At 69.0% G+C, this 22,626-nt stretch carries 22 protein-coding genes, 1 tRNA gene and 1 pseudogene; 19 read left to right on the plus strand and 5 right to left on the minus strand.

Annotated features, from left to right (window positions below):
• Positions 1-156: 156 nt before the first annotated feature.
• The 9 genes and pseudogenes from F6X38_RS22250 (at position 157) to F6X38_RS22290 (ending at position 9,134) form a co-directional block, all read left to right on the plus strand.
• Positions 157-1,419: an NAD(P)/FAD-dependent oxidoreductase gene (locus tag F6X38_RS22250; RefSeq protein ID WP_150973757.1), complete on the plus strand. Its 1,263-nt coding sequence runs from the start codon at positions 157-159 to the stop codon at positions 1,417-1,419.
• Positions 1,420-1,423: 4 nt separating this feature from the next.
• Positions 1,424-2,425: a 4-hydroxyproline epimerase gene (locus tag F6X38_RS22255; RefSeq protein ID WP_150973759.1), complete on the plus strand. Its 1,002-nt coding sequence runs from the start codon at positions 1,424-1,426 to the stop codon at positions 2,423-2,425.
• Between the two features lie 55 nt (positions 2,426-2,480).
• Positions 2,481-3,224 (plus strand): SDR family oxidoreductase, encoded by a 744-nt coding sequence (locus F6X38_RS22260; protein ID WP_150973761.1) that lies wholly within the window; start codon positions 2,481-2,483, stop codon positions 3,222-3,224.
• Positions 3,225-3,243: 19 nt separating this feature from the next.
• Entirely contained in the window at positions 3,244-4,092 is an 849-nt protein-coding gene (locus F6X38_RS22265; RefSeq protein WP_150973763.1) for a fumarylacetoacetate hydrolase family protein, read from the plus strand.
• Between the two features lie 109 nt (positions 4,093-4,201).
• Positions 4,202-5,188, plus strand: a complete 987-nt coding sequence (locus F6X38_RS22270) for an aldo/keto reductase (RefSeq protein WP_150973765.1) — start codon at positions 4,202-4,204, stop codon at positions 5,186-5,188.
• A gap of 9 nt (positions 5,189-5,197) precedes the next feature.
• Entirely contained in the window at positions 5,198-6,064 is an 867-nt protein-coding gene (locus F6X38_RS22275; RefSeq protein ID WP_150973767.1) for an amidohydrolase family protein, read from the plus strand.
• 131 nt (positions 6,065-6,195) lie between these two features.
• Positions 6,196-7,320, plus strand: a complete 1,125-nt coding sequence (locus F6X38_RS22280) for an SMP-30/gluconolactonase/LRE family protein (RefSeq protein ID WP_150973769.1) — start codon at positions 6,196-6,198, stop codon at positions 7,318-7,320.
• A gap of 516 nt (positions 7,321-7,836) precedes the next feature.
• Positions 7,837-8,574 (plus strand): annotated as a pseudogene (locus F6X38_RS23775) (alpha/beta hydrolase).
• Positions 8,575-8,600: 26 nt separating this feature from the next.
• Positions 8,601-9,134 (plus strand): DUF4142 domain-containing protein, encoded by a 534-nt coding sequence (locus F6X38_RS22290; RefSeq protein WP_161992887.1) that lies wholly within the window; start codon positions 8,601-8,603, stop codon positions 9,132-9,134.
• 26 nt (positions 9,135-9,160) lie between these two features.
• Here F6X38_RS22290 and F6X38_RS22295 read toward each other — a convergent pair whose 3' ends face one another.
• Positions 9,161-10,234 carry a lactonase family protein gene (locus F6X38_RS22295; RefSeq protein WP_150973773.1) on the minus strand — a complete coding sequence of 358 codons (1,074 nt, stop codon included), beginning with the start codon at positions 10,232-10,234 and terminating at the stop codon, positions 9,161-9,163.
• Positions 10,235-10,242: 8 nt separating this feature from the next.
• Entirely contained in the window at positions 10,243-11,289 is a 1,047-nt protein-coding gene (locus F6X38_RS22300; RefSeq protein ID WP_150973776.1) for an Ldh family oxidoreductase, read from the minus strand.
• 134 nt (positions 11,290-11,423) lie between these two features.
• Here F6X38_RS22300 and F6X38_RS22305 point away from each other — a divergent pair, with 134 nt between their 5' ends.
• A complete protein-coding gene (locus tag F6X38_RS22305) occupies positions 11,424-12,830 on the plus strand; it encodes an FAD-binding oxidoreductase (protein WP_202618063.1) in 1,407 nt (468 codons plus the stop codon).
• A 10-nt stretch (positions 12,831-12,840) separates the two neighbouring features.
• Here the strand turns inward: F6X38_RS22305 and F6X38_RS22310 are convergent, their stop codons facing one another.
• Positions 12,841-13,854 carry a Gfo/Idh/MocA family protein gene (locus F6X38_RS22310; RefSeq protein WP_150973780.1) on the minus strand — a complete coding sequence of 338 codons (1,014 nt, stop codon included), beginning with the start codon at positions 13,852-13,854 and terminating at the stop codon, positions 12,841-12,843.
• Positions 13,855-14,046: 192 nt separating this feature from the next.
• Here F6X38_RS22310 and F6X38_RS22315 point away from each other — a divergent pair.
• A tRNA-Leu gene (locus tag F6X38_RS22315) sits at positions 14,047-14,131 on the plus strand.
• Between the two features lie 58 nt (positions 14,132-14,189).
• Here the strand turns inward: F6X38_RS22315 and F6X38_RS22320 are convergent.
• Positions 14,190-14,852, minus strand: coding sequence for an HAD-IA family hydrolase (locus F6X38_RS22320; RefSeq protein WP_150973782.1), 663 nt, complete (start codon positions 14,850-14,852; stop codon positions 14,190-14,192).
• A gap of 129 nt (positions 14,853-14,981) precedes the next feature.
• On the minus strand, positions 14,982-16,388 hold the full coding sequence (locus tag F6X38_RS22325; RefSeq protein WP_150973784.1) for an L-serine ammonia-lyase: 1,407 nt from the start codon (positions 16,386-16,388) through the stop codon (positions 14,982-14,984).
• A gap of 332 nt (positions 16,389-16,720) precedes the next feature.
• On the opposite strand from F6X38_RS22325, the gene F6X38_RS22330 reads away from it, so the two are divergent.
• The 8 genes from F6X38_RS22330 (at position 16,721) to F6X38_RS22365 (ending at position 22,625) form a co-directional block, all read left to right on the plus strand.
• Positions 16,721-18,031, plus strand: coding sequence for a tyrosine-type recombinase/integrase (locus F6X38_RS22330; RefSeq protein WP_150973786.1), 1,311 nt, complete (start codon positions 16,721-16,723; stop codon positions 18,029-18,031).
• The gene (locus F6X38_RS22335; RefSeq protein ID WP_150973788.1) at positions 18,028-18,465 is read left to right on the plus strand and encodes a hypothetical protein; all 438 of its coding nucleotides are present in this window, start codon (positions 18,028-18,030) and stop codon (positions 18,463-18,465) included. The genes F6X38_RS22330 and F6X38_RS22335 overlap by 4 nt, the downstream gene beginning before the upstream one ends.
• Positions 18,466-18,566: 101 nt before the next feature.
• A complete protein-coding gene (locus F6X38_RS22340) occupies positions 18,567-18,776 on the plus strand; it encodes a helix-turn-helix transcriptional regulator (protein ID WP_150973790.1) in 210 nt (69 codons plus the stop codon).
• Between the two features lie 162 nt (positions 18,777-18,938).
• Positions 18,939-19,157, plus strand: a complete 219-nt coding sequence (locus tag F6X38_RS22345; protein ID WP_150973792.1) for a hypothetical protein — start codon at positions 18,939-18,941, stop codon at positions 19,155-19,157.
• Positions 19,154-19,375 carry a hypothetical protein gene (locus tag F6X38_RS22350; RefSeq protein ID WP_150973794.1) on the plus strand — a complete coding sequence of 74 codons (222 nt, stop codon included), beginning with the start codon at positions 19,154-19,156 and terminating at the stop codon, positions 19,373-19,375. The genes F6X38_RS22345 and F6X38_RS22350 overlap by 4 nt, the downstream gene beginning before the upstream one ends.
• Positions 19,372-21,603, plus strand: coding sequence for an ATP-binding protein (locus F6X38_RS22355; RefSeq protein ID WP_150973796.1), 2,232 nt, complete (start codon positions 19,372-19,374; stop codon positions 21,601-21,603). Before F6X38_RS22350 ends, F6X38_RS22355 begins: the two co-directional genes overlap by 4 nt.
• Before the next feature lie 211 nt (positions 21,604-21,814).
• Positions 21,815-22,105: a hypothetical protein gene (locus tag F6X38_RS22360; protein ID WP_150973798.1), complete on the plus strand. Its 291-nt coding sequence runs from the start codon at positions 21,815-21,817 to the stop codon at positions 22,103-22,105.
• Positions 22,106-22,367: 262 nt separating this feature from the next.
• Complete coding sequence (locus F6X38_RS22365) at positions 22,368-22,625, plus strand: hypothetical protein (protein WP_150973800.1); 258 nt, start codon at positions 22,368-22,370, stop codon at positions 22,623-22,625.
• Position 22,626 lies beyond the last annotated feature (1 nt).

Genomic DNA, 22,626 nt, shown 5'->3' on the forward strand with positions numbered 1-22,626 from the left:
ACCTCGACCCCGGCATGCACGTCGTCACCAAACCCTTCACCATGCAAAACCTCAGCAGTAAAATCACCAACCTGATCAGGGGCGAATGAAGCGGCATGGGATCGGGCATGCCGGCGGGCACGAGGCGATGATGAGGGCCGCCGTGGAGCTGACATCGTGAGCGCTGCCGAGGCGGACGTCGCCGTGGTCGGCGCGGGCATCGTCGGGATCATGACGGCGCTCGCCCTGCAGGACGAGGGCCGCAGCGTCGTTTTGATCGACCGGGGCGGCGTCGCGGAAGGCGCGAGCTTCGGCAATGCCGGCGCCTTCGCCTTTTCCGACGTCCTGCCCCTCGCCTCGCCCGGCATCATGCGCCGCGCGCCGCGCTGGTTGCTCGACCCGCTGGGGCCGCTCACCGTGCGTCCCGCCTACGCGCACCGCATCGCGCCCTGGCTGTTCGGCTTCTGGCGGGCGAGCGGCCGGGCGGCCTTCGAGCGCTCGCTGAAAGCCCAGGCCGCGATGATGCGGCTCGCGCGCGCCGAAATGGAGAAAAGGATCGCCGCGGCGGGGCTAGGGAGCATGATCCGCTCGGACGGCTGCCTCGAAGTCTACGAGAGCGAGCGGGAGCTCGAATTCTCGAAAGCCAACTGGGAGCGGCGCGCCGCCGAGGGGATCGGCTTCCGGCACGTCGACCGGGGCGAGATCGACGCGCTGCAGCCGGGCCTCGATCTCCGCTTCGTCCGCGGCACCTTCGTGCCCGAATGGCAGACCGTCTCCGACCCGCACCGTTTCGCCGTGGCGCTGGCGGAAACCGTCTTCGCCCGCGGCGGCCGGCTCGTGAAGGCCGAGGTGCGGCGGATCGAGGCGGTGAACGGCGGCGGCGCGCGGATCGTCCTCGCCGACGGCTCGGCGATCGCGGCGCGCCAGGCGGTGCTCGCGGCCGGGGCCTGGTCGAAGGCGCTCGCCACCGGGCTCGGCGACCGGGTGCCGCTCGACACCGAGCGCGGCTACAACACGACGCTGCCGCCGGGGAGCTTCGATCTGCGCCGCCAGCTCGTCTTCGGCGGCCACGGCTTCGTGGTGACGCCGCTCGAGACCGGCCTCCGGGTCGGCGGCGCGGTGGAGTTCGGCGGCCTGGAACTCGCGCCCAACTTCCGGCGCTCGGAGGCGATGCTGGCGAAGGCGAAGCGCTTCATGCCGGCGCTCCGAACGGAAGGCGGCCGGCAGTGGATGGGCTTCCGCCCCTCGATGCCGGACTCGCTCCCCGTGATCGGGCGCTCGCATGCCGGCGCGACGATCGTCTACGCCTTCGGCCACGGGCATCTCGGCCTGACGCAGTCCGCCGCGACCGGCCGGCTCGTCGCCGACCTTCTGGCCGGGCGCGCGCCCGCGATCGACGCCCGGCCGTTCGACCCCAGACGATTCCGCGAAGGGAACTGACCCGATGGCGCGCCACAGCTTCTTCTGCCTCGACGGCCATACCTGCGGCAACCCGGTGCGGCTCGTCGCCGGCGGCGGCCCGCTGCTCGAAGGCGCGACCATGCTGGAGCGGCGGGCGCATTTCCTCTCCGACTTCGACTGGATCCGCACCGGGCTGATGTTCGAGCCGCGCGGCCACGACATGATGTCCGGCTCGATCCTCTATCCCCCAACAAGGGCGGACTGCGACGTCGGCGTCCTGTTCATCGAGACGAGCGGCTGTTTGCCGATGTGCGGCCACGGCACGATCGGCACGGTGACGATGGCGGTGGAGCACGGCCTGGTGCGGCCGAAGACCGAAGGCACGCTCAACCTCGACACGCCGGCCGGGCTGGTCGTCGCGACCTACGAGAGACAAGGCGAGCACGTCGAGGAGGTGCGGCTCGTCAACGTGCCGGCCTTCCTCCATTCGGAAGGGCTGGAGGTGGAGAGCCCGGCGCTGGGCACGCTCCACGTCGACGTCGCCTATGGCGGCAACTTCTACGCCATCGTCGACCCGCAGAAGAACTTCCGCGACATGGCGGACTTCACCGCCTCGCAACTCGTCCAGATGTCCGGCCAGCTCCGCACCGCCCTGAACCAGCGCTACGAGTTCGTGCATCCCGAGAAGCCGGACATCAGCGGCCTCAGCCACATCCTCTGGACCGGCGCGCCGACGGTGGAAGGTGCGACGGCCCGGAACGCCGTGTTCTACGGCGACAAGGCGATCGACCGCTCCCCTTGCGGCACCGGCACCTCGGCGCGGATCGCGCAATGGGCGGCGAAGGGCAAGCTCCAGCCCGGCGACGACTTCGTGCACGAATCGATCATCGGCTCGCTGTTCAAGGGCCGGGTCGAGCGCGAGGTCCGGGTCGGCGAGCGGAGCGGCGTCGTGCCCTCGATCGCCGGCTGGGCGCGGCTGACGGGCATCAACACGATCTTCATCGACGACCGCGACCCGTTCGCCCGCGGCTTCCAGGTGGTCTGAGGCTGGACGGGCGGTCCGGCGCCTCTAGGATGGGTGCGAGGGAGGGTTCGCAAGGATGACGGATCGGGTGAAGGGTCTCACGGCCGTGGTGACGGCCGCCGGCCAGGGCATGGGCCGCGCCGCGGCGATCGCGCTCGCCCGCGAAGGCGCGCTCGTCACGGCGACCGACCTCGATCCGGATAAGCTCGCCTCGCTGGCCGAGACGCCGAACATCCGGGCGCAAGCGCTCGATGTCCTCGACCGCGACGCGGTCGCGGGTTTCGCCGCGGGGCGGGACGCGCCCGACATCCTGTTCAACTGCGCCGGCTTCGTCCACGACGGCACGATCCTCGACTGCGACGAGGACGCCTTCGACTTCTCGGTCGATCTGAACGTGCGCGCCATGTACCGGATGATGCGGGCGTTCCTGCCCGGCATGGTCTCCCGCGGCGGCGGCACCATCGTCAACATGGCGTCCGTCGCCTCCAGCGTGATCGCCGCGCCGCGCCGCTTCGTCTACGGTGCGACCAAGGCGGCGGTGGTCGGCATGACGAAGTCGGTGGCGCTGGACTTCGTCGGACAAGGCATCCGCGCCAACGCCATCTGCCCCGGCACGGTGGACAGCCCGTCGCTGCACGACCGGATGCGCGCCGTCGGCGACTACGAGACGGCGCGCGCCGCCTTCATCGCCCGCCAGCCAATGGGCCGGCTCGGCACGCCGGAAGAGGTGGCCGAATTGGTGGTCTTCCTCGCTTCGCCAGAGTCCGCCTTCATGACCGGCCAGGCCATCGTCGTCGACGGCGGCTGGTCCAACGCCTGATCTCGACAAGGACAAACCGATGAAGCTCCTGCGCTACGGCCGGAAGGGCTCGGAGAAACCCGGCATCCTCGACGCCGCCGGCCGGGTGCGCGACCTGTCTGCCGAGGTTCCCGACCTTTCCGGTCGCTGGCTGACGCCGGAGGGCCTGGCCGAGATCGCCGCCCTCGACCTTGGCCTCCTGCCGGAAGTCGCCGAGCCGGGCCGCCTCGGGTCCTGCGTCGCCGGGGTCGGCAAGTTCATCTGCGTCGGGCTGAACTATGCCGACCACGCGGCCGAGACCGGCGCGCCGATCCCGCAGGAGCCGATCCTGTTCATGAAGGCGACGAGCGCGATCACCGGCCCGAACGATCCGGTGATCATCCCGCGCGGCTCGACGAAGACCGACTGGGAGGTCGAGCTCGGCGTCGTGATCGGCCGCGAGGCGCGCTACGTGACCCAAGCCGACGCGATGAACCACGTCGCCGGCTACTGCCTCGTCAACGACGTGTCGGAGCGCGCCTTCCAGACCGAGCGCGGCGGGCAATGGACGAAGGGCAAGTCGGCCGACAGCTTCGGCCCGATCGGCCCCTGGCTGGTGACGCGCGACGAGGTGGCCGACCCGCAGAATCTTTCGATGTGGCTGACGGTCGACGGCGTCCAGCGGCAGAACGGCTCGACGAAGACGATGATCTTCCCGGTCGACATGCTGGTTTCCTACATCTCGCAGTTCATGAGCCTGCAGCCGGGCGACGTCATCTCCACCGGCACGCCGCCCGGCGTCGGGATGGGGCTGAAGCCGGAGCCGCAATACCTGAAGCCCGGCCAGACCATCCGGCTCGGCATCGAAGGCCTCGGCGAGCAGACCCAAATCACCGAAGCCGCCGCCTGACTGAGGAAAGACCGCGGCGCGCCGCACTGGGAGAAGCGGCCGCCGGCGCTAGAAGTCTTGGGGGTTGAAGGCGGTGCGCGTCGCCGCCGGCATTCGGGAGGCATCAGCCATGCAATCGAGGACGTTCGGCCGGATCGGCCGCGAGGTGAGCGAGATCGGCTTCGGAGCCTGGGCCATCGGCGCGAGCTGGGGCCATGTCGAGGCCGACGACGCGAAAGCCGCGCTGCACGCCGCGCTGGACAGCGGCATGACCTTCATCGACACGGCCGACGTCTACGGCGACGGGCGCTCCGAGAAACTCATTGCCGAGGTCCTCGCGGAGCGCGGCGGCGAGAAACCCTTCGTCGCGACCAAGGCCGGCCGCCGGCTCAATCCGCACGTAGCGGACGGCTACACGCGTGCGAACCTCGAAGCCTTCATCGACCGGAGCCGGGAGAACCTTCGCACCGACACGCTCGACCTCGTCCAGCTCCACTGCCCGCCGACCGAGGTCTACGATCGCCCCGAGGTGTTCGGCGCGCTCGACGAGCTCGTCGCGGCCGGCAAGCTCAGGAACTACGGCGTCAGCGTCGAGACGGTGGACGAGGCGCTGCAGGCGATCGAGTACCCGAACGTCGCGAGCGTCCAGATCATCTACAACATCATGCGCCAGAAGCCGGCCGAGCGCTTTCTCGGCCTCGCGAAGGAGCGCGGCGTCGGCGTCATCGCCCGCGTGCCGCTGGCGAGCGGGCTCCTGACCGGCAAGTTCAAGCCGGACACCCGATTCGACGAGAGCGACCACCGGCAGTTCAACCGACACGGCGAGAAGTTCGACGTCGGCGAGACCTTCTCCGGCGTGCCCTACGAGACGGGGCTGGAAGCCGTCGAGAAGCTGCGTCCGCTGGTGAAGGGCGACGCCACGATGGCGCAGTTCGCGCTGCGCTGGATCCTGATGAACGACGGCATCACCGTCGCGATCCCCGGCGCGAAGAGTGCGAGCCAAGCCAAGGCGAATGCCGGGGCCGCCGACCTCCCCGCGCTCGACGCCGATACGATGCGCGAGATCGCGGCGATCTACGACACCGACATCGCCCCGCACGTCCATCACCGCTGGTAGGAGCCGCCCGTGACCGCGCCCGTCATCGATGCGCACCAGCACTTCTGGGACCCGGATCGCGGCGACTTCGGCTGGCTGGACGGCCCGTTCCAGCCGATCCGGCGCGTCTTCGGCGTGGCCTACCTCGAACCGCTGGCACGGGAAGCGGGCGTCGAGCGCACTGTCCTCGTGCAGGTGCAGAATGCGGCGGCCGAGACGCGCGAGTTCCTGGAGATCGCCGGGAGCCACGAGCTCGTCGCCGGGGTCGTCGGCTGGGCCGATCTCACCGATCCGGGCGTCGGCGACACGCTGGCCGAGCTCCGCGCGGGTCCGAACGGGCGCTGGCTGGTCGGCATCCGCCACCTGATCCACGAGGAGCCGGACGACGAATGGCTGCTGCGGGACGACGTCCGGCGCGGCCTCGCGGCGGTGGCCGATAGCGGTCTCGTTTTCGACCTCGTGCCGAAGGTGCGGCATCTGCCGGCGGTGCTGCGGACGGTCGCCGACTTCCCGAACCTCCGCTTCGTGCTCGACCACATCGCCAAGCCCGACATCGCGCATGGCGGCTTCGAACCCTGGGCGGCACCGATGCGGGAGTTCGCACCGCATCGCGACCATGTCTGGTGCAAGCTCTCCGGCATGGTGACGGAGGCGGACTGGGCGAACTGGCGGCTGGCCGACCTGAAACCCTATGTCGACGAGGCGCTCCGCATCTTCGGGGTGGAGCGCGCGATGTTCGGCACCGACTGGCCGGTCTGCCTCGTCGCGGCGAGCTATGCGCAAGTGAAGGCGGCGCTGGAGGAATGCCTCGCCGACCGGAGCGAGGCGGATCGCGAGCGCATCTTCGGCCGCAACGCCGTCGAGGCCTACCGCCTGCCGGGACTGGTCTCCGCCTAGAAGGCGTTCGTTTCCGCAGTACGTACCCGTCTACCGAACTCCTGCGTCCTCGGCCGTTGCGCAGGGCGGGACGGCTTCTAGCTCGGCTGGCAAGCACAACCGCGCCGCGCCGGCGCGAAGGGAGAAAACGCATGCGTTTGAAGCTTCTCGCACTTGGGCTCGCGGCCGGCGTCTCGATCGGCACGGGCGCGAACCCGGCCGCCGCGCAGGAAAAGGCCCGGCTCGAGAAGGTCGCCGAGTTCCCGCATCAGGTGACCGGCGTCACCGTCGCTGAGGACGGCCGCATCTTCGTGAATTTCCCGCGCTGGACGGAGGATTCACCGGTCTCCGTCGCGGAAGTCGCGAAGGACGGCTCGGTCAAGCCCTATCCGGACGCCGACTGGAACGCGTGGCGCAACGCGAAGAAGGACGAGCTGGCGCCGCAGCAGCATTTCGTCTGCGTCCAGAGCGTCGTCGCGGACGGACGCGGCAGCCTCTGGGTGCTCGATGCCGCCGCCCCGGCGCAGGCGCTGATCGTCGCCGGCGGCCCGAAGCTAGTGAAGGTGGACTTGAAGACCAACGAGGTGTCGAAGACCATCTCCTTCGACGAGACCGCCGCCCCGCAGGGCTCCTATCTCAACGACGTGCGCTTCTCGCGGGACGGCCGCCACGCCTTCATCACCGATTCCGGCGCGAAGGGCGCGCTCGTCGTGGTCGACCTCGAATCCGGCAAGGCTAGCCGAGTCCTCGACGGCCATCCCTCGACGCAGGTGGAGAAGGGCTTGAAGGTCACGGCGGACGGCAAGCCGGTGGTGCGGCCGGACGGGCGCGGCGTCGAGTTCTCGGCCGACGGCATCGCGCTGTCGAAGGACGGGCAGTACCTCTACTGGCAGGCGATCAAGGGCACGAAACTCTACCGCGTGCCGACGAAGGACCTCGTCGAGACCGGGTTGGGGAAGGGCATGGACGTCGCGGACAAGGTCGAGCCCTTCGGCGAGAACGGCGTCGCGGACGGCCTGCTGATCGGCAAGGAAAGCGGCGACATGTATGTCTCCTCGCCGGAGGACGATTCCGTCAAGCTGCGCGACCTCGACGCCGGGCCGTCGGGCAAGCTGGAGGTGCTGGTGAAGGACGAGCGGCTGAACTGGCCGGACACCTTTGCGGAAGGGCCGGACGGCACGGTCTACGTCACGACTTCGCACATCCCGGAGATGAGCTTCTTCAAGCCGGACGCGCCCGCGAGTCTCCCGACCGAACTTTGGCGCATCGCCCGCTAGCGCATACCGCCGCGACGGCTCGGCGGGCGGGGGAGCGATCTCTCGTCCGTTCGATTCGCGTTTTGCGGCAATAGGTTGCCGGGCAAGGAATAAACCGGGACGCCGCGCCGGATCGCGGAACGGACCCTCGCCTCCGCCCTTCCTCCGCGACGAAAGTCGAATTCCCGGAGGACCCGAATGAACCGCCCCATCCGATATGCGGCGCTGCTACTCGCCGCATCCGCACTGGCGACGCCGATGGCGAGCCCGACGCTGGCGCAGGAGGCGAAGAGCGCCGAAGCTCGAGACGCAAAGCCGAACAGCCAGATGCAGGCGGTGCTGACCGAGCTGAAGCGACTCGACGCCAAGCCCGTCGCGACCTTGAGCGTGCCGGAAGCGCGCATGCAGGCTTCACCCGCCGACGCCGCCGCCGCGGTGCAGCGCGAGAAGGGCGTCTCGCCGGATCCCGAAGCCAAGGTCGCGACCAAGGACTTCGCCATCCCGACCGAGGGTGGCAGCCTCCTTGCCCGGGCATACATGCCGAAGGGCCAAGGACCGTTCCCGCTGGTGGTCTACTATCACGGCGGCGGCTGGGTGATCGCCGACATCAACACCTACGACGCGACGCCCCGCGCCTTGGCGCTCGGCGCGAACGCGGTGGTCGTGTCGGTCGAGTACCGGCACGCGCCGGAGCACTAGTTCCCGGCCGCGCACGAGGACGCCTTCGCCGCCTACAAATGGCTGGTGGAGAACGGCGGGGCGCTCAACGCCGATTCGAAGCGTGTCGCGGTGGCGGGCGAGAGCGCCGGCGGCAACCTCGCCGCCAATGTCGCGCTGATGGCGAAGGAGGCCAAGATCACCACGCCGGTGCACCAGCTTCTGGTCTACCCGGTCGCCGGCAAGGATATGGACACGCCCTCCTATAAGGAAAACCCGAGCACCGTTCCCTTGAGCGCCAAGGATATGGCCTGGTTCTTCAAGGAGGTGCTGCCGGCGAAGTCCGCGGCCGCCGACAAGCGGCTCGACCTCGTGAACCGCGACGACCTCGCCGGCGTCGCGCCGGCGACGGTGATCCTGGCCCAGCTCGATCCGCTGCGCTCGGAAGGCGAGACCTATGCCGGAAAGCTGAAGAGCGCCGGCGTCGAGGTGAACGTGAAGACCTATCCGGGCGTGACGCACGAGTTCTTCGGCATGGGCAAGGTCGTGGACGAAGCGAAACAGGCCGAGGATCTGGCCGCGGCGGACCTCAAGAAGGCTTTCGGAGGCGGAATGTGATGCGGGCAGCAAGGGAGAAACGACCGATGAAGACGATCCATGCCGGCCTCTGCGCCGCCTTCCTCCTCTGCGGCGGCGCGGCAGGTGCCGGGGCGCAAAGCCTCGCCGACGCCAGCAAGGCCGACCCGGCGATGAAGGTTTCGACCGCCGACTTCGCCAAGGCGGCCGCGGCCTCCGACCAGTTCGAGATCCGCTCCAGCGAGATCGCGAAGGAGAAGGCGAAGAGCGCCGAGTTGAAGGAGTTCGCGAGCCAGATGATCGCGGACCACGAAAAGTCGACGAAGGGCCTCAAAGCGGCGCTCGGCGATAAGATGAAGATGGGCGCGAAGCTGAGCCCGAAGCAGGCGGCGATGCTGAAGCAGCTCGAAGCAGCGAAGGCCTCCGAGTTCGAGACGCTCTATGTCGACATGCAGGCGCATTCGCACATGGAAGCCGTCATGCTGTTCCGCACCTATTCCGGCAACGGCGACGACAGCAAGGTCAAGGCCTTCGCGCAGGAAACGCTGCCGGTGATCGAGATGCACGCGGACCACGCGCAAAAGCTCGTCGCCAGCATGTGACGTTGGCCATCGTCCGGCGCGGCGTCTCAGCCGCGCCGGACGAGATGGAGCGAGACCGGGCTGCCGATGCCCCCCTTTTCCGCCACCGGCGTCAGCGCGCCATTTCCCGGATCGATCGCGAAGACCACGATGCTGTCGCTGTCCTGATGGGCGGCGACGAGAAAGCGGCCGTCGTCGGTAAGGATGAAGTCGCGCGGCGTCCGGCCGCCCGACGGCCACCAGCCGAGCGTCCGCAGCGAACAGCCGTCCGCCGCCAGCTCGAAGCCGGCCAGGCTGTCGTGGCCGCGGTTGGAGACGTAGAGGAAGCGCCCGTTCGGATGGGCGCGAATGGCCGCAGCGGCGACCGGACCGGTCCAATCGGGCGGCAGCGTCGCGGCGCTGACGCGATGCTCCAGCCCGGTCCCGTCATAGCCGTAGAGCTCCACCGTTCCGCCGAGTTCCAGGACGACGGCGACAATCTTGCCATCGCCGAGAAAGGCGAGGTGCCGCGGCAGGCCGCCGGGTGGGGTCTGCACGACGAGATCGGGTTCCGGCGCGACGGTCGATCCCGTCAGCGGAAAGCGCGCGATCTCGTCCGCGCCGAGGTCGGCGACGAGGACGTGCCGGCCGTCCGGCGTCGGGACGCCCTGGTGGATGTGCGAGCCTTCCTGCCGCGCCCGGTTCGGGCCGCTGCCGACGCGCCGGATGCGATGCCCCTCGCCGGCCGCCAAGCCGTCGGGTCGCAGCGGATAGGTGATGAAAGTGCCGGCCGCATAGTTGGACACGAACAGGCGGCGCTCGTCACCGTCGAGCGCGACATGGCACGGCGCGCCGCCGAGGGCCGGCAGGCGTTCCAGCAGCGTCAGGGTGGGTGCGGCAGCGTCGAGCCGGTAGATGTCGGCGCTCGCTCCCTCCGCTTCGCCGATCTCCTCCACGGCGTAGAGCCGCGTACCGGCCCGGTTGGCGGTCAGGTAGGTCGGGTTGCGTGAGCCGGGCACCGCCGGTCCGTCGGTGATCGCGCCGGTCCGTCGGTCGAAGCCGAGGAGATGGATGCCGGTGCCACGCGCGGTCACGTGCGGCATCGTCTCGGTATAGGTGCCGACCGCGAGGAGATCGCTCATGCGCCGGCTTACCTATCCAGTCCGAGGAACCGCGCCGTCTCCGGATCGACCGGGATGCCGTCCCGCTCGCGCTCCCGTTCGGTGCGCCATTCCCGGTCGCCCGGCGCCATCACGCTCTCGCCCGGCCGCGCCGGCGCGCCGCGAAGCGCGGCGAGGTAGCTCCGCATACCCGCTTCGAACACGGCCGCGCCGCCGAAGCAGGCGGGATCGATCGCCAGCACGAAATGCCCCATGCCGCGCGGCGTCCGCTTGTCGACCGCCTCGCCGGCCATCGGCAGCATCGCGGGGTCGATCGCCATGCCCTGCAGCACCGCCGAGAGCACAGTCGCGACGCCGGCGAGCCCGGCGCCCTTGAAGCCGAATTCCGGGCCGCCGGCCGGCAGCAGCATCTCCGTCGCCCTGGCGTCCCGCGTCGGCGCGCCATCCCCGTCCGCCGCGACCCCTTCGGGGAGTTCGAGCCCGAGCGTCCGGTAGAGGAAGACGCGGTTGAACGGGATCGAGGAGGTCGCCATGTCGAGGAGCCAGGGCCGCTCCCCGCCGCTGGGAGCGGCGAAGGCGAGCGGGTTCGTGCCGTGGAACGGCGCCGCGCCGCCGAAGAGGGCGACCGCCGAGTCACTGTTGGTGGTGGCGAAACCGACCATGCCCGCATCGGCGACGGCTTTCGCATAGGCCCCCGCCGCGCCGAAATGCGACGAGCGCACGACGCCGACCGCTCCGACGCCCGCTTCCTTCGCCAGGTCCACGGCTTCCCGCGCGGCGCGATAGGCGGCGAAGTGGCCGAGCCCATCGTCGCCGTCGACCACCGCCGTCGCGGCCCCCGTGCGTGTGACGCGAAGCTGCGGGTCGCCGTTCACCCGCCCTTCGCGCAGCACTTCGGCGTAATGGACGACGAGCCGCGCGCCGTGGCTGTCGACGCCGAGCCGCGAGGCGTGCAGGAGCGCCGCGACGCATGCGCCGCGCGAGGCTTCCGAAGCGCCGGCCTCGGCGAGGCAGAGATCGAGCCGCCGGGCGAGATCGGCAGCGGAGGCGCGGATGGTCGCGGCGGCGTTCGACATGGGCGGCTGGCTCCGGTCGCGGTTGCGCTGGCTTGGCTCCTGGAGCATCACAGCCGATATCCGCCGTCAACCGCTCGGGCCGCTCAGTCCGGCCGGCGAGAAGCGGCACCGGCCACCGAAGAAGGCGTCGACCCATGCTGCAGCGCGATCTCCATCCCGGCGACGGCGTGGCCGCCCTCGTCTCGCGGCTGAAGCAACTCCTCGGCGACCGCTGCTCGACCTCGGCCTCGGACCGCGAGCACCACGGCCGGGGCGAGTCCTACCATCCGGCCGCGCTGCCGGACGCGGTCTGCTACCCGCTGACGACGGAAGAGGTCGCCGCGATCGTCCGTCTCTGCAACGAGCACCGGGTGCCGATCGTCGCCTTCGGGGCCGGCACCTCGCTCGAAGGCCATGTCGCGGCGCTGCGCGGCGGCATCTCGCTCGACATGCGCCGGATGGACGCAGTTCTCGCCGTGCACCCGGAAGACCTCGACGCGACGGTGCAGGCCGGCGTCACCCGGAAGGCCCTCAACACGCATCTGCGCGACACCGGCTTGTTCTTCGCGATCGATCCCGGCGCCGACGCGACGCTCGGCGGCATGGCGGCGACGCGCGCTTCCGGCACCGCGGCGGTGCGCTACGGCACGATGCGCGACAACGTCGTCTCCCTCGCCGTCGTCCTTGCCGACGGGCGGATCGTGCGCACCGCGACGCGGGCGAAGAAGTCGTCGGCCGGCTACGATCTGACGCGGCTCTTCGTTGGCTCGGAAGGCACGCTCGGCGTCATCACCGAAGTGACCGTGCGCCTCCACGGCGTGCCGGAGGCGGTGTCCGCCGCGGTCTGCGCCTTTCCGGACATTTCGAGCGCGCTCCGCACCGCGATCGAGACCGTGCAGTGTGGCGTCACGGTCGGGCGGATGGAGTTCCTCGACGCCCGCGCCATCGCCGCCGTGAACCGGCACAGCGGCCTCGGCCTCGCCGAACGTCCGACGCTGTTCTTCGAGTTCGCCGGCAGCCCGGCGGCGCTGGCCGAACAGGCGGAAACGGTGGCGGACCTCGCGAAGACGAACGGCGGCGAGGGCTGGGACCGGGCGACCGGCGCGGAAGACCGGGCGCGGCTCTGGCACGCCCGCCACGAGTTCCACTACGCGATGCTGGCGCTCCGCCCCGGCGCGACCGTCTGGGCGACGGATGCCTGCGTACCGGTGTCGCGCATGGCCGAATGCATCAAGGCCTCGCTGGCGGATGCGGCCGAAGCACCCTTCCCGGTCGCGGCGGTCGGCCATGTCGGCGACGGCAACTTCCACATGAGCTACGTCATCGACACCGCGGACCCGGCCGAGATGGCGGCGGTCGAGCGGCTGAACGCGCGGCTGATCGAGCGAACGCTCGCCCTCGGCGGCACCTGCACGGGCGAGCACGGCGTCGGCTACGGCAAGTCGAAATACCTCGTTGCCGAGCACGGGGCCGAGGCGGTGGAAGTGATGCAGGCGATCAAGGCAGTGCTCGACCCGAACGGCATCCTCAACCCCGGCAAGGTCCTGCCGCCGGCGGCCTGAACGGCGCGATTCAGGGCTGCTCCCAGCCGTTCCGCTCGCTCGAGCGGAAGAAGGCGTCGATCACCCGCATGTTGAGGACGGCATCCTCGATGCCCCATTCGAGGCTCGCCTCGCCCTGGATCACAGCCGAGATGGCGTCGCCCTGCAGCGTGTATTGGTCGGCGACCGGGAACTCGATCGCCTCCGCGCCGGTGCCGTGGAGGTCACGCCCGTCGTCCACGACGATCCGGGTCGGCCGGTCGTTCGGAGCGTTGAACGGAATCTCGACGGTGAGCCGCCCCTTCGTGCCGAGCACCTCGACGCGCTGGACGGGCACGAGCTGCGTCGCGCAGACGAAGCCGAGATGCCGGTTGCCGGGAAACTCGGCGATGCCGGTGGTCATCCGGTCGGTGCCGAACCGCGGATCGCGGTCGATCGTGCCGACGACGCGCTCCGGCTCCGCCCCGAACAGGAAGCGCGCCGTCGCGATGGCGTAGCAGCCGATGTCGTAGAGCCCGCCGCCGCCGATATCGGCCTGGTTTCGCACGTTGCCTGGGTCGTCGAGATAGTAGGCGAAGACGGTCTGGACGGCGCGCGCCTCGCCGATGCGCCCGCTCCGGACGATCTCGCGGGCTTCTCGCCATTGCGGATGATGGCGCACCATGAAGGCCTCGAAGACGAGCTTGCCGGTGCGCTTCGAGGCGTCAACGAGTTGCCCGGCCTCGTCGGCCGTCAGCGCCACCGGCTTCTCGCAGAGGACGTGCTTGCCGGCCTCCAGCGCCCGGACCGACCACGGGACGTGCAGATGGTTCGGCAGCGGGTTGTAGATCGCCTCGATCTCCGGGTCCGCCAGCAGTTCCTCGTAGGAGCCGTAGGCCGTCCCGATGCCGAGCGCATCGGCCACCTTCCGCGCCGTCGCCGCATCGCGCGAGGCGATCGCCGCCACGTGGGAGCGCTCGCCTCGCTGCATGGCGGGGATCACCTTCTCGCGGCCGATCTTCGCCGTCGACAGGACGCCCCATCGCACCTTGCCGGACTCGGTCATGCGGCTTTTCCTCCGATCGATCTCGGGCGGCTGCGGACGGCGAGCGCTCGCAACATCGGTCCCGCGGGTGTCGTGAAGATGGCTCCGCCCGGCCGGGTTTCCACCGCGCTGCCGTGGTTCGCGGGCGGGCGGACCGCCGCAGGCCCCGACTGGCCTTCCTTCGGGCGCTGCGATATAGGGAAGTCCGACCGCGCGGGTGTGGCGGAATCGGTAGACGCAGCGGACTCAAAATCCGCCGTAGCAATACGTGTCGGTTCGAGTCCGACCACCCGCACCATCTCCCCTATCTATCCGGCACGAGGCTCGGCAGTCGGCAAGGGGTGCTTTCTCCCGGCTCAGGCCGCGCGGGAAAGCCGCAAGCCGGCTTCGCCGTCCGGCGTCGGCAGGAGCACGGCGTAGCCCGCGATCGTCGGATGCGCGGTGTCGAAGGCATGCGAATGGGCGGCGGTGACCACCATGACGGCGGCATCGGCCGCTTCCGCGGCTTCGATCCCCGCGGGCGCGTCCTCGAACACCAGGCAGTCGCGGATCGCGACGCCGAGCCGTTCGGCCGCGAGCAGGAAGCAGTCCGGCGCCGGCTTGCCGTTCCGGACGTCGTCGGCCGTGACGAAAACGGCCGGCACCGGCAGCTTGGCGGCCGCGAGCCGTTTCAGAGCCAGTTCCCGCGGCGCCGAGGTGACGATCGCCCAGCGGTCCGGCGGCAGCGCGGCGAGGAACTCCGCCGCGCCCTCGATCGCGAGGATGCCGTCGACATCCGCCATTTCCGCGAGCGTCACCGCCGCCACCTCCCGCTCGATGTCGATCCCCGCGAGGCCGAGGCGGCGGATGTTCTCGGCGGCCCGGATGCCGTGCATGGTCCGCAGGAACCCCTCGACCTCGACGCCGTGCCTTACCGCCCACTCGGCCCAGACCCGGTTCACCACCGCGAGCGAGTTGACGATCGTCCCGTCCATGTCGAACAGGAAGGCGCTGAACGTGCGATCGTGATGGTCGGCCATGAGTCGCTTTCGTGGAAGGAAGTTGCCTCGCGGCGCAGCCTTTAGCGGATATCGCGGCGTTTCGCTCGGGGGCTTTCGCGTCGGGGCGCCGGCGAAGCCGTCAGGCCGCACCGGGACGGGCGGCGAAGTTCAGCATTCGGGCAGGTTGACGGCGAGGCCGCCGAGGGAGGTTTCCTTGTAGCGGTGGTCCATGTCGCGGCCGGTCTGGCGCATGGTCTCGATGCAGTTGTCGAGCGGCATGAAATGCGAACCCTCGCCTTTCATCGCGAGCGACGCCGCCGTCACCGCCTTCACCGCGCCGAAGGCGTTGCGCTCGATGCAGGGCACCTGCACGAGCCCTCCGACCGGATCGCAGGTCATGCCGAGATGGTGCTCCAGCGCGATCTCGGCGGCGTTCTCGATCTGCGCCGGCGAGCCGCCCATGAGGCTCGCGAGGCCCGCCGCCGCCATGGCGGAAGCCGAGCCGACCTCGCCCTGGCAGCCGACCTCGGCGCCCGAGATCGAGGCGTTGCGCTTGATCAGCCCGCCGACCGCCGCCGAGGTCAAGAGGAAGGTGCGCATGTGCGCCCGGCCCGCCTCGGCGTGGAAGTGCCGGAAATACGCCATCACCGCCGGCACGACGCCGGCCGCGCCGTTGGTCGGCGCCGTCACCACGCGGCCGCCGCAGGCGTTCTCCTCGTTCACCGCCATGGCGTAGACGCTCAGCCAGTCGTTCGCCATCAGCGGCTGGAAGACGTTGCGGGCGGCGTCCGCCTGCAGGCGGTCGTGGATCGCCTTGGCGCGCCGGCGCACCCCGAGCCCGCCGGGCATGACGCCCTCCTGGCGCAAGCCCCGCCGGATGCAGTCCGCCATGGCACCGGCGACGGCATCGAGGCGTTCGTCGAGTTCCCGCGCGGAGGTGAAGGCGAGTTCGTTCGCCCGCTGCATGTCGGCGATGGACATGCCGGTGCGGTCCGCCATCGCCAGCATCTCGGCGGCGCTCGCGAAGGGATAGGGCACGCTCTCGCCCTCGCCGGCCGCCGGGACGGCCCCCGACTGCTGGCGCTGCAACTCGTCCTCGTCGACGACGAAGCCGCCGCCGACCGAGTAGTAGACGCGCCGCAGCAGCATCTGCCCGTCCCGCGTCAGCGCCTCGAAGCTCATGCCGTTGGCGTGGCCCGGCAGGGGGTGCTTGCGGTCGAAGACGAGGTCGCGCGCCGGCTCGAAGGCGTAAGGGGGATGCCCCTCCGGCTGGACCGCGCCTTTCGCCGCGACCTCGGCGACGATCGCGTCGACGCGGTCGGGATCGACGCTGGCCGGAACGAAGCCGCAAAGGCCGAGCACCACCGCCCGGTCGGTGGCGTGCCCGACGCCGGTGAAGGCGAGCGAGCCGTGCAGGCAAACGCGCAGCCGGGCCACCACGGCGTCGTGCGGCCGCGGCCAGCGCCCGTCCTTCAGCTCGGCCAGAAACCGTGCCGCCGCCGTCATCGGACCCATCGTGTGCGACGACGACGGCCCGATGCCGATCTTGTAGAGGTCGAAAACACTCAGGAACATCGGCGATCCCGTTCGCGACAAACCGCGCGCCGTTCAGCTTAGAAAGCCGCCCCCGTCAGCGATAGATCGGAAAACGACGGCAGAGGTCGTGTCCCTTCCGGCTACGGCGGCGCGGACACATCGATCGGTTGCGATCGCTGGTGATCCCGGCGCGATTCGAACGCGCGACCCTCAGATTAGGAATATGGGAGTTACGGCGTTTCAGGACGTTGCCATAGGTTTCTTGCGTCTTGTTATTCCTGCGTTTTCCGGCATAGTTTGTTTCCATACGTTTCCCGTGGTCCCACCGATTTTCATCGTTCCGGGACCACGGCGGGACCACGGAGGTGCCGATGCCGCAGCTTGCCCTCACCGATGCCTTCGTCCGCGGCGCGAAGTCCGTCACCGGGAAGCTGGTCGAATGGAACGACACGAAGGAGCGCGGTCTGTCGCTGCGGGTGACGCCGGCCGGCGTGAAGTCGTGGACCTTCCGCTATCGGGACGCGACCGGCGACCGCAAGCGCATATCCCTCGGCCGACTGGACGACGTTCCTCTCTACGATGCCCGAGCCGCTGCGGCAGTCGAGCGGGCGAAGATCCATACCGGCATCGATCCGGCCACCGCGAAGCGGCAGGCGAAGACGAAGGCGGCTGCCGTGCTGCAGGCGCCGACGGTCGCGGAGATCGCCGAGCGCTACTTCCGCGAGGCGCCGCGTGGACGGCACAAGCCGAACGGACGCGAGAAGCGCGGCGGGACGCTCGAGGTCGAGCGCTACTACTACGATCGTCTGATCGAACCGGAGTTCGGCAAGGATAGGATCGGCGAGTTGACCCGGTCACGCATCCAGTCGTTCGTCAACGACGTGGTCGACGAGCATGCGCCGACGACGGCCCGCCAGTGCCGCGTCGTGCTCCAGGCGATCTTCACCTTCGCCGTCTGGCAGGAGGACGTAGACAGAAACCCTTGTCAGTTCGTGGCCGTGCCGCGGCTTAAGGCACGGGAGCGCGTCCTGACCGACGACGAACTGCGGGCCGTCTGGATTGGATTCGCGGAGGCGTCGGACATCGAGAAGGTGCACGTCGGTCGTTCGGTCGCGCTCGCCGTGATGATCGCCGCGACGACCCTACAGCGCCGCGCCGAGGTGACCGGCATGCGCAAGATCGAGATCGACCTAGGCGCCCGGACCTGGACCATTCCCGGCGAGCGGACGAAGAACCACCTGACGCACGTGGTTCCTCTGTCGGATCTCGCCCTTCGCTTGATCAAGGAGGCGCTGCAACTGTCCGGCAACGGCCCCTGCGTGTTCCCTTCCCCTCGCGATCCGGAAAGGTCGATCCTCCCGACCGCGCTGTCCCACGCCTGGCGACGGCTCGTGCCGCACCTGAAGCTCCAGGCGGGCACTCCAACGATCCGGCCCCACGACCTGCGGCGGACCGGCGGAACGCTCCTCACGAGCGAGCGGATCGGCATTCCGCGGTTCGTGCTGTCGAAGGTGCTGAACCACATTTCGGACGCCGGCGGCGGCGCGGCCGTCACCGCGATCTACGACCGCAACGCCTATCTGCCGGAAAAGCGTCGCGCCCTCGACGCCTGGGCGGCGCTGCTGACCGAGATCGTCGAGCTGCAGACCCGCGCGGCCAACGTCGTGAGGATCTCGGCATGAGCCGTGGCGATCTTCGCGGCGTCTTCGTCCGCATGGCGCTCGGCGAACGGCGGCTGGACGATGCCGCCCGCATGATCGCCGAAGCGCTCCGTTCATCGGAACCCTTGGCCGACGATCTCCGGGCGTTGATCGCCGACATGGTCGACCCCGACGGCAAGGGCGATGTGCGCCTGAAGCTGGGAAAACGCGGGCGCGGGCGCTTCGCGAAGCCCGCGTGGATCGAGATCGCGCAGGCGGTCGAAGCCGCGGAGGAGGACATGCCGACGGAAGCCGCCGTCGCCAGCGTCCGCGATCGTTTCAAGCGCGGTAGCAGACCGCTGGCCCGCTCGACGGTGTTCGCCGCGATGTCGCGATACAAGGAGGGGCGCGCGGCCGGAAGAAGCGTCGAGGAGGAGGAACGGGACGACTTCCTTTCCATTGAATGGGATGACTAGGTCCGAAAAATTACTCCAATTTTCGCGACCGCTTTCCGTTTCATTCTTGCCGAAACGAGGATTAATGAGGGTGTCACGCCTGAAACGGGATGTGACATCCGATGCCTGCCGCCATTGAAGGAAGCCCGCCGACCGCGCTTCCACCGCTCCTGACCACCTCCGACATCGTCCGGCTGATCGGCATCTCGCGCGTCACGATCTGGCGCCTCGAGAAGGGCGGGACGTTTCCAAAGCCCATCGTCATCGGCAAGTCGAAGCGCTGGCAGCGTGCCGACGTCGCGGCCTTCCTCGACGCGCACAAGTCGGTCTGACGTCGATGGCGCCAGTATCGAAAGGGGACGCCCCGTTTCCGGAACGTCCCTCGCTCGCCGCACTACGCCACGGGCTTCCGGCCGCACACAGGGTCGCGCGACCGCGAAAGACAATCGCTCGCGCTCCGGCAGCGGGCGGCCGCAGCGATCGAGGAGGCGGCGATGCTCCTTCCTGAAAACGAAACCGCCATCCGATCGGCGAAATCGGATGGCGGGGATGCTGAAACCATATGCGGCGGCTTCGAAGGCAAGACATACGGCGGCGCGTTCGTCGGATCAATCCCTTCGGCCGAGCACGCCGGTCGCATCGCAATGGTCGTCCGTCGCGACTGCTGGCCGTTCGCTGGCACCATATTGGAATGCGCGAGGGGCGCCGCATGAGCGCCAATATCCTCATGTTGCCGGAACCTCGCTGGACGGCTCGCCCGCGAAACGGCGTCTTCCGCGTCTTCCAGTACCGGTCCGGGCTGTGGGCGTTCGAGGACGAATCGAAACGCGTCCTTCGCGACGGACTGACGCGTAGCCAAGCTGTCAACCTCGCGCTGGTAGCTGCGGAGGAACTCGGCTTCGACCTCTTCATAGAAGGGGACGCGGTATGAACGCCCACGCCGCGCCGATCGCGCCAGACGAAGCGACCATTCGGAAGTTCTTCGAAATCCTCCACGAGCATGCCGCGATCGCCCTCTCGGAAGTAGCGGACCCGGGCGTCCTGCAGCTCTCCCGCGTATGGCCGGACGAAAGGAGCAGGCTGACCGTCGTGGGCCGCTTTCCGATCGGCACGGTCGACGCGATGACGGAAGCCGCCATGATAGAGGCGTCCACGGGCCACAACGTCTACGTCGAGGGAAGGACGGTCCGGACCGGGCTCCTTGGGAACGAGCGAGGAACCTTCGAGGACACGCGTGGCGTCTTCGCGCTCGTCTCCGACGCAGATGCGGACAAGGGCAAGGACGCGGAGCTCGGCGACGTCGAACCGTCGATGTCCGTCGAGACTTCGCCCGGCAACTGGCACCACTGGTTCTTCCTGGAACGGGCGATAGCCGTCGGCGACGCCCGAGCGATCGGCGCGGACATGCGCTTGGCCATCGGCGGCGATGCCGACACCGGCAACCCGACGCAGCCCTATCGAGTCGCCGGCACGCCGAACTTTCCCGCGCCGGGAAAGCTGGGACGCGGTCGGGTGCCGACGCCGACCGGCAACATCGTCGAGGGCCGAAGCTGGAACTTCGAAGAACTTCGGACGACCTTCGCACAGGCTCGGCGGGCGCCGCTCCCGGCTTCAGACGCTTCGCCGGTTCGCGATCGGCTCGACCGAGACGCCGAGGAGCTCCTCGCATCGGTTTCCGCCAAGCGTCGGGACGACCTGGCTGCCACGGACGCACCGGATCGAAGCGCGCACTTCCACAAGGTGACGGGATGGCTGAAGGGCGACGGCTTCACCGAAGCGGAAGCGCTCGCGCTCTGGGAAGCGTTCCCGACCGGCGCCGGCGTTTCGAAGTACGGCTTGCGCCTCGAGCGAGAGATCGGTCGCGTCTGGGCGAAGGCGCAGGACGAACCCTACGACGCGGCGGAAGCCACGGCGTTCGCCGAGCGGCTTCGCACGTCCGCGGGACTGGCGTCGGTTCCGCGGACGGCATCGCGCGGCACGCTGATCGACTTCGGCGAGGACCGCCCCTACGTCCACGAGCCCGAGCTGATCCGGGACACGCTGCCGCGAACCGGCTTCGCCTTCGTCGGCGGGCAGTCCGGTGCCGGCAAGTCCTTCCTCGTCAACAAGCTCGCCTCGTGCTTCACGACCGGCGAGCCGTTCGCCGGACGGAAGATCGAGCGGACCGGCGGCGTCCTGATCCTGGCTTCCGAAGGACAGGGAACCCTTGCCGGGCGCATGAAGGCGACGCGCCTGCAACTTCCAGATCCGACGGTACGGCTTCCGATCGCGGCCATCGGCGACTTCGGTTCGATCGCGGCGACGGCGGACTACGTCGCGCTGCATTTCCGGCTTCGCGACGTAGTCCGTTGGATGGAAGAGGAGCACGGCGTGCCGCTGGTGGCCTTCTTCCTCGACACCGTCAGCGCCTTCAACATGATCGCCGAGGACAAGGAGAACGACCCGGCGTCGTGGAACCTTCTCATGGGAAATCTGAAGGCGATCTCCGCGGACGTCGGCGCGCTCGCGATCGGCGTCCACCACTACGGCAAGAACGCATCGGCCGGCCTTCGCGGTTCGAGCGGCGCATGGGCGAATGCCGACGCCGTCCTGTCCGTCACCGGCGAGCGGGACCTCAAGACGGGCGAGGTCTTCGATCGGGCCATCGCGCTCGCCAAGAACCGGAACGGTCCCGAAGGTCCGATCGGCGCCGTCGAACTCCGACCCGTCGCCATAGGCCACAGGGAAGACGGCACGGAAGTACGCTCGCTCGTCTTCGAGATCGATACGGGGGTCAGAACCGTCAACGCCAGGACGATGAAGAGGCCGTCGAAGGCGCAATCGGCCTTCATGGATGCGTTCCGTTCCGCGCTTTCCGACCATTCCCGCGACGAACGCGTCCACGGCACGGCGGATGGCGCCAGGATCAAAGCCGTCGACGTCGTTCAGGTCCGTCGCGAGTTCGCTCTCCGCTACGTCGTCGCGCAGGACGACGACAGGAAGCGCGCCGACACCCTCCGCAAGCAGTTCGAGAATGGGCTGAAGAAGGCGGAGGAAGCGGGCGTCGTCTGTTCAGGAGCGTGGGCCGGGGCGGAATGGATCTGGTCGCTCGAGATCGACGTCGCTGCCTTGAAAGCCAGCCAGAAGGCCAAGGACGAACGACGGAAAGGAACGGAATGATGCGGAATATTCCGGAATATTCCGAGAGCCAGAACCCCGTCCGCCCGCTCGGAACGGCAGCGCAGCGGGCGGCCGCGCTCGAGGCGCGCCGTCCCCGTTCCGAGGCAGGATGGAGGCCGGTTTTCCGAGCCGATTTTGCGGAATGGAATGGAATGAACCCCTATAGGCATTCCGTTCCGCATTCCGCACGTTTTCGACAGGGGGTCGCGGCATGAGGATCGACGACGGTCGGCAGGTGAAGGCGGCCCGCGCCATCCTCGGAATGACGGTCCAGGCGCTCGCCGACGCGGCCGGCCTGCACAAGAACAGCGTCCTCGTCGTCGAGGCGAAGAAGCGCATCCGCCGGCACCGGTTCGACACGAACTCGGGCGTGGCTCGGATCGAACGAGTAGTACAGGAACGCGGCGTCTCCTGCGACATGGTCGACGGCCAGCCGACCGTCCGGTTCGCCACCACGCCCGTGCCGCCGAAGTACCGACGCCGTGCGCCGCGGAGCGAATGATGGACCGCCGGTCGATTTTTCCGTGGTCACAACGCGTGGCCGCAGATCAGGAAAAGGTCCGAGACGAGAAAGGCAGATCGCATCGCCAACATGCTCGCTCGTGCCGGAAGACCGCAACGATCAGAGAAGCGGACACCATCGTCCGCAGTGCGCGTTTGAAAAACAATCAAGGAATTCAAGAAGGCTCGGCATGGCGGGGCATGGACCGCCGACGTTCCGTTCCTCACCGGCAGCTTGGAACGTGAATCGGCAGCCGTTCCTGATGACCGAAGCCGAGGCTGTGTCGCTGAAGGAGGCCGCTCGCCGCGTCCGACTGTCCGTCGACACGATCCGGCGCTTGAACGCCAAGCACGGCATCGGTCGCCAGATGGGGCCGCGCTCGCCGATCGAGGTCTCAATGCCAGCCGTCGTTATGCTGCGGCATGGTGATTTGGAGGCGCTGGAGTTGCTACGCCTTGGCCGACGTCAAGAACCTGCTGTGCGTCGGTATCTGGAACTGGCCGGATCGGTCCAGGGCTAAA

It is taken from the genome of Plantimonas leprariae, assembly GCF_008802405.1.
Lineage (GTDB): Bacteria > Pseudomonadota > Alphaproteobacteria > Rhizobiales > Rhizobiaceae > Plantimonas > Plantimonas leprariae.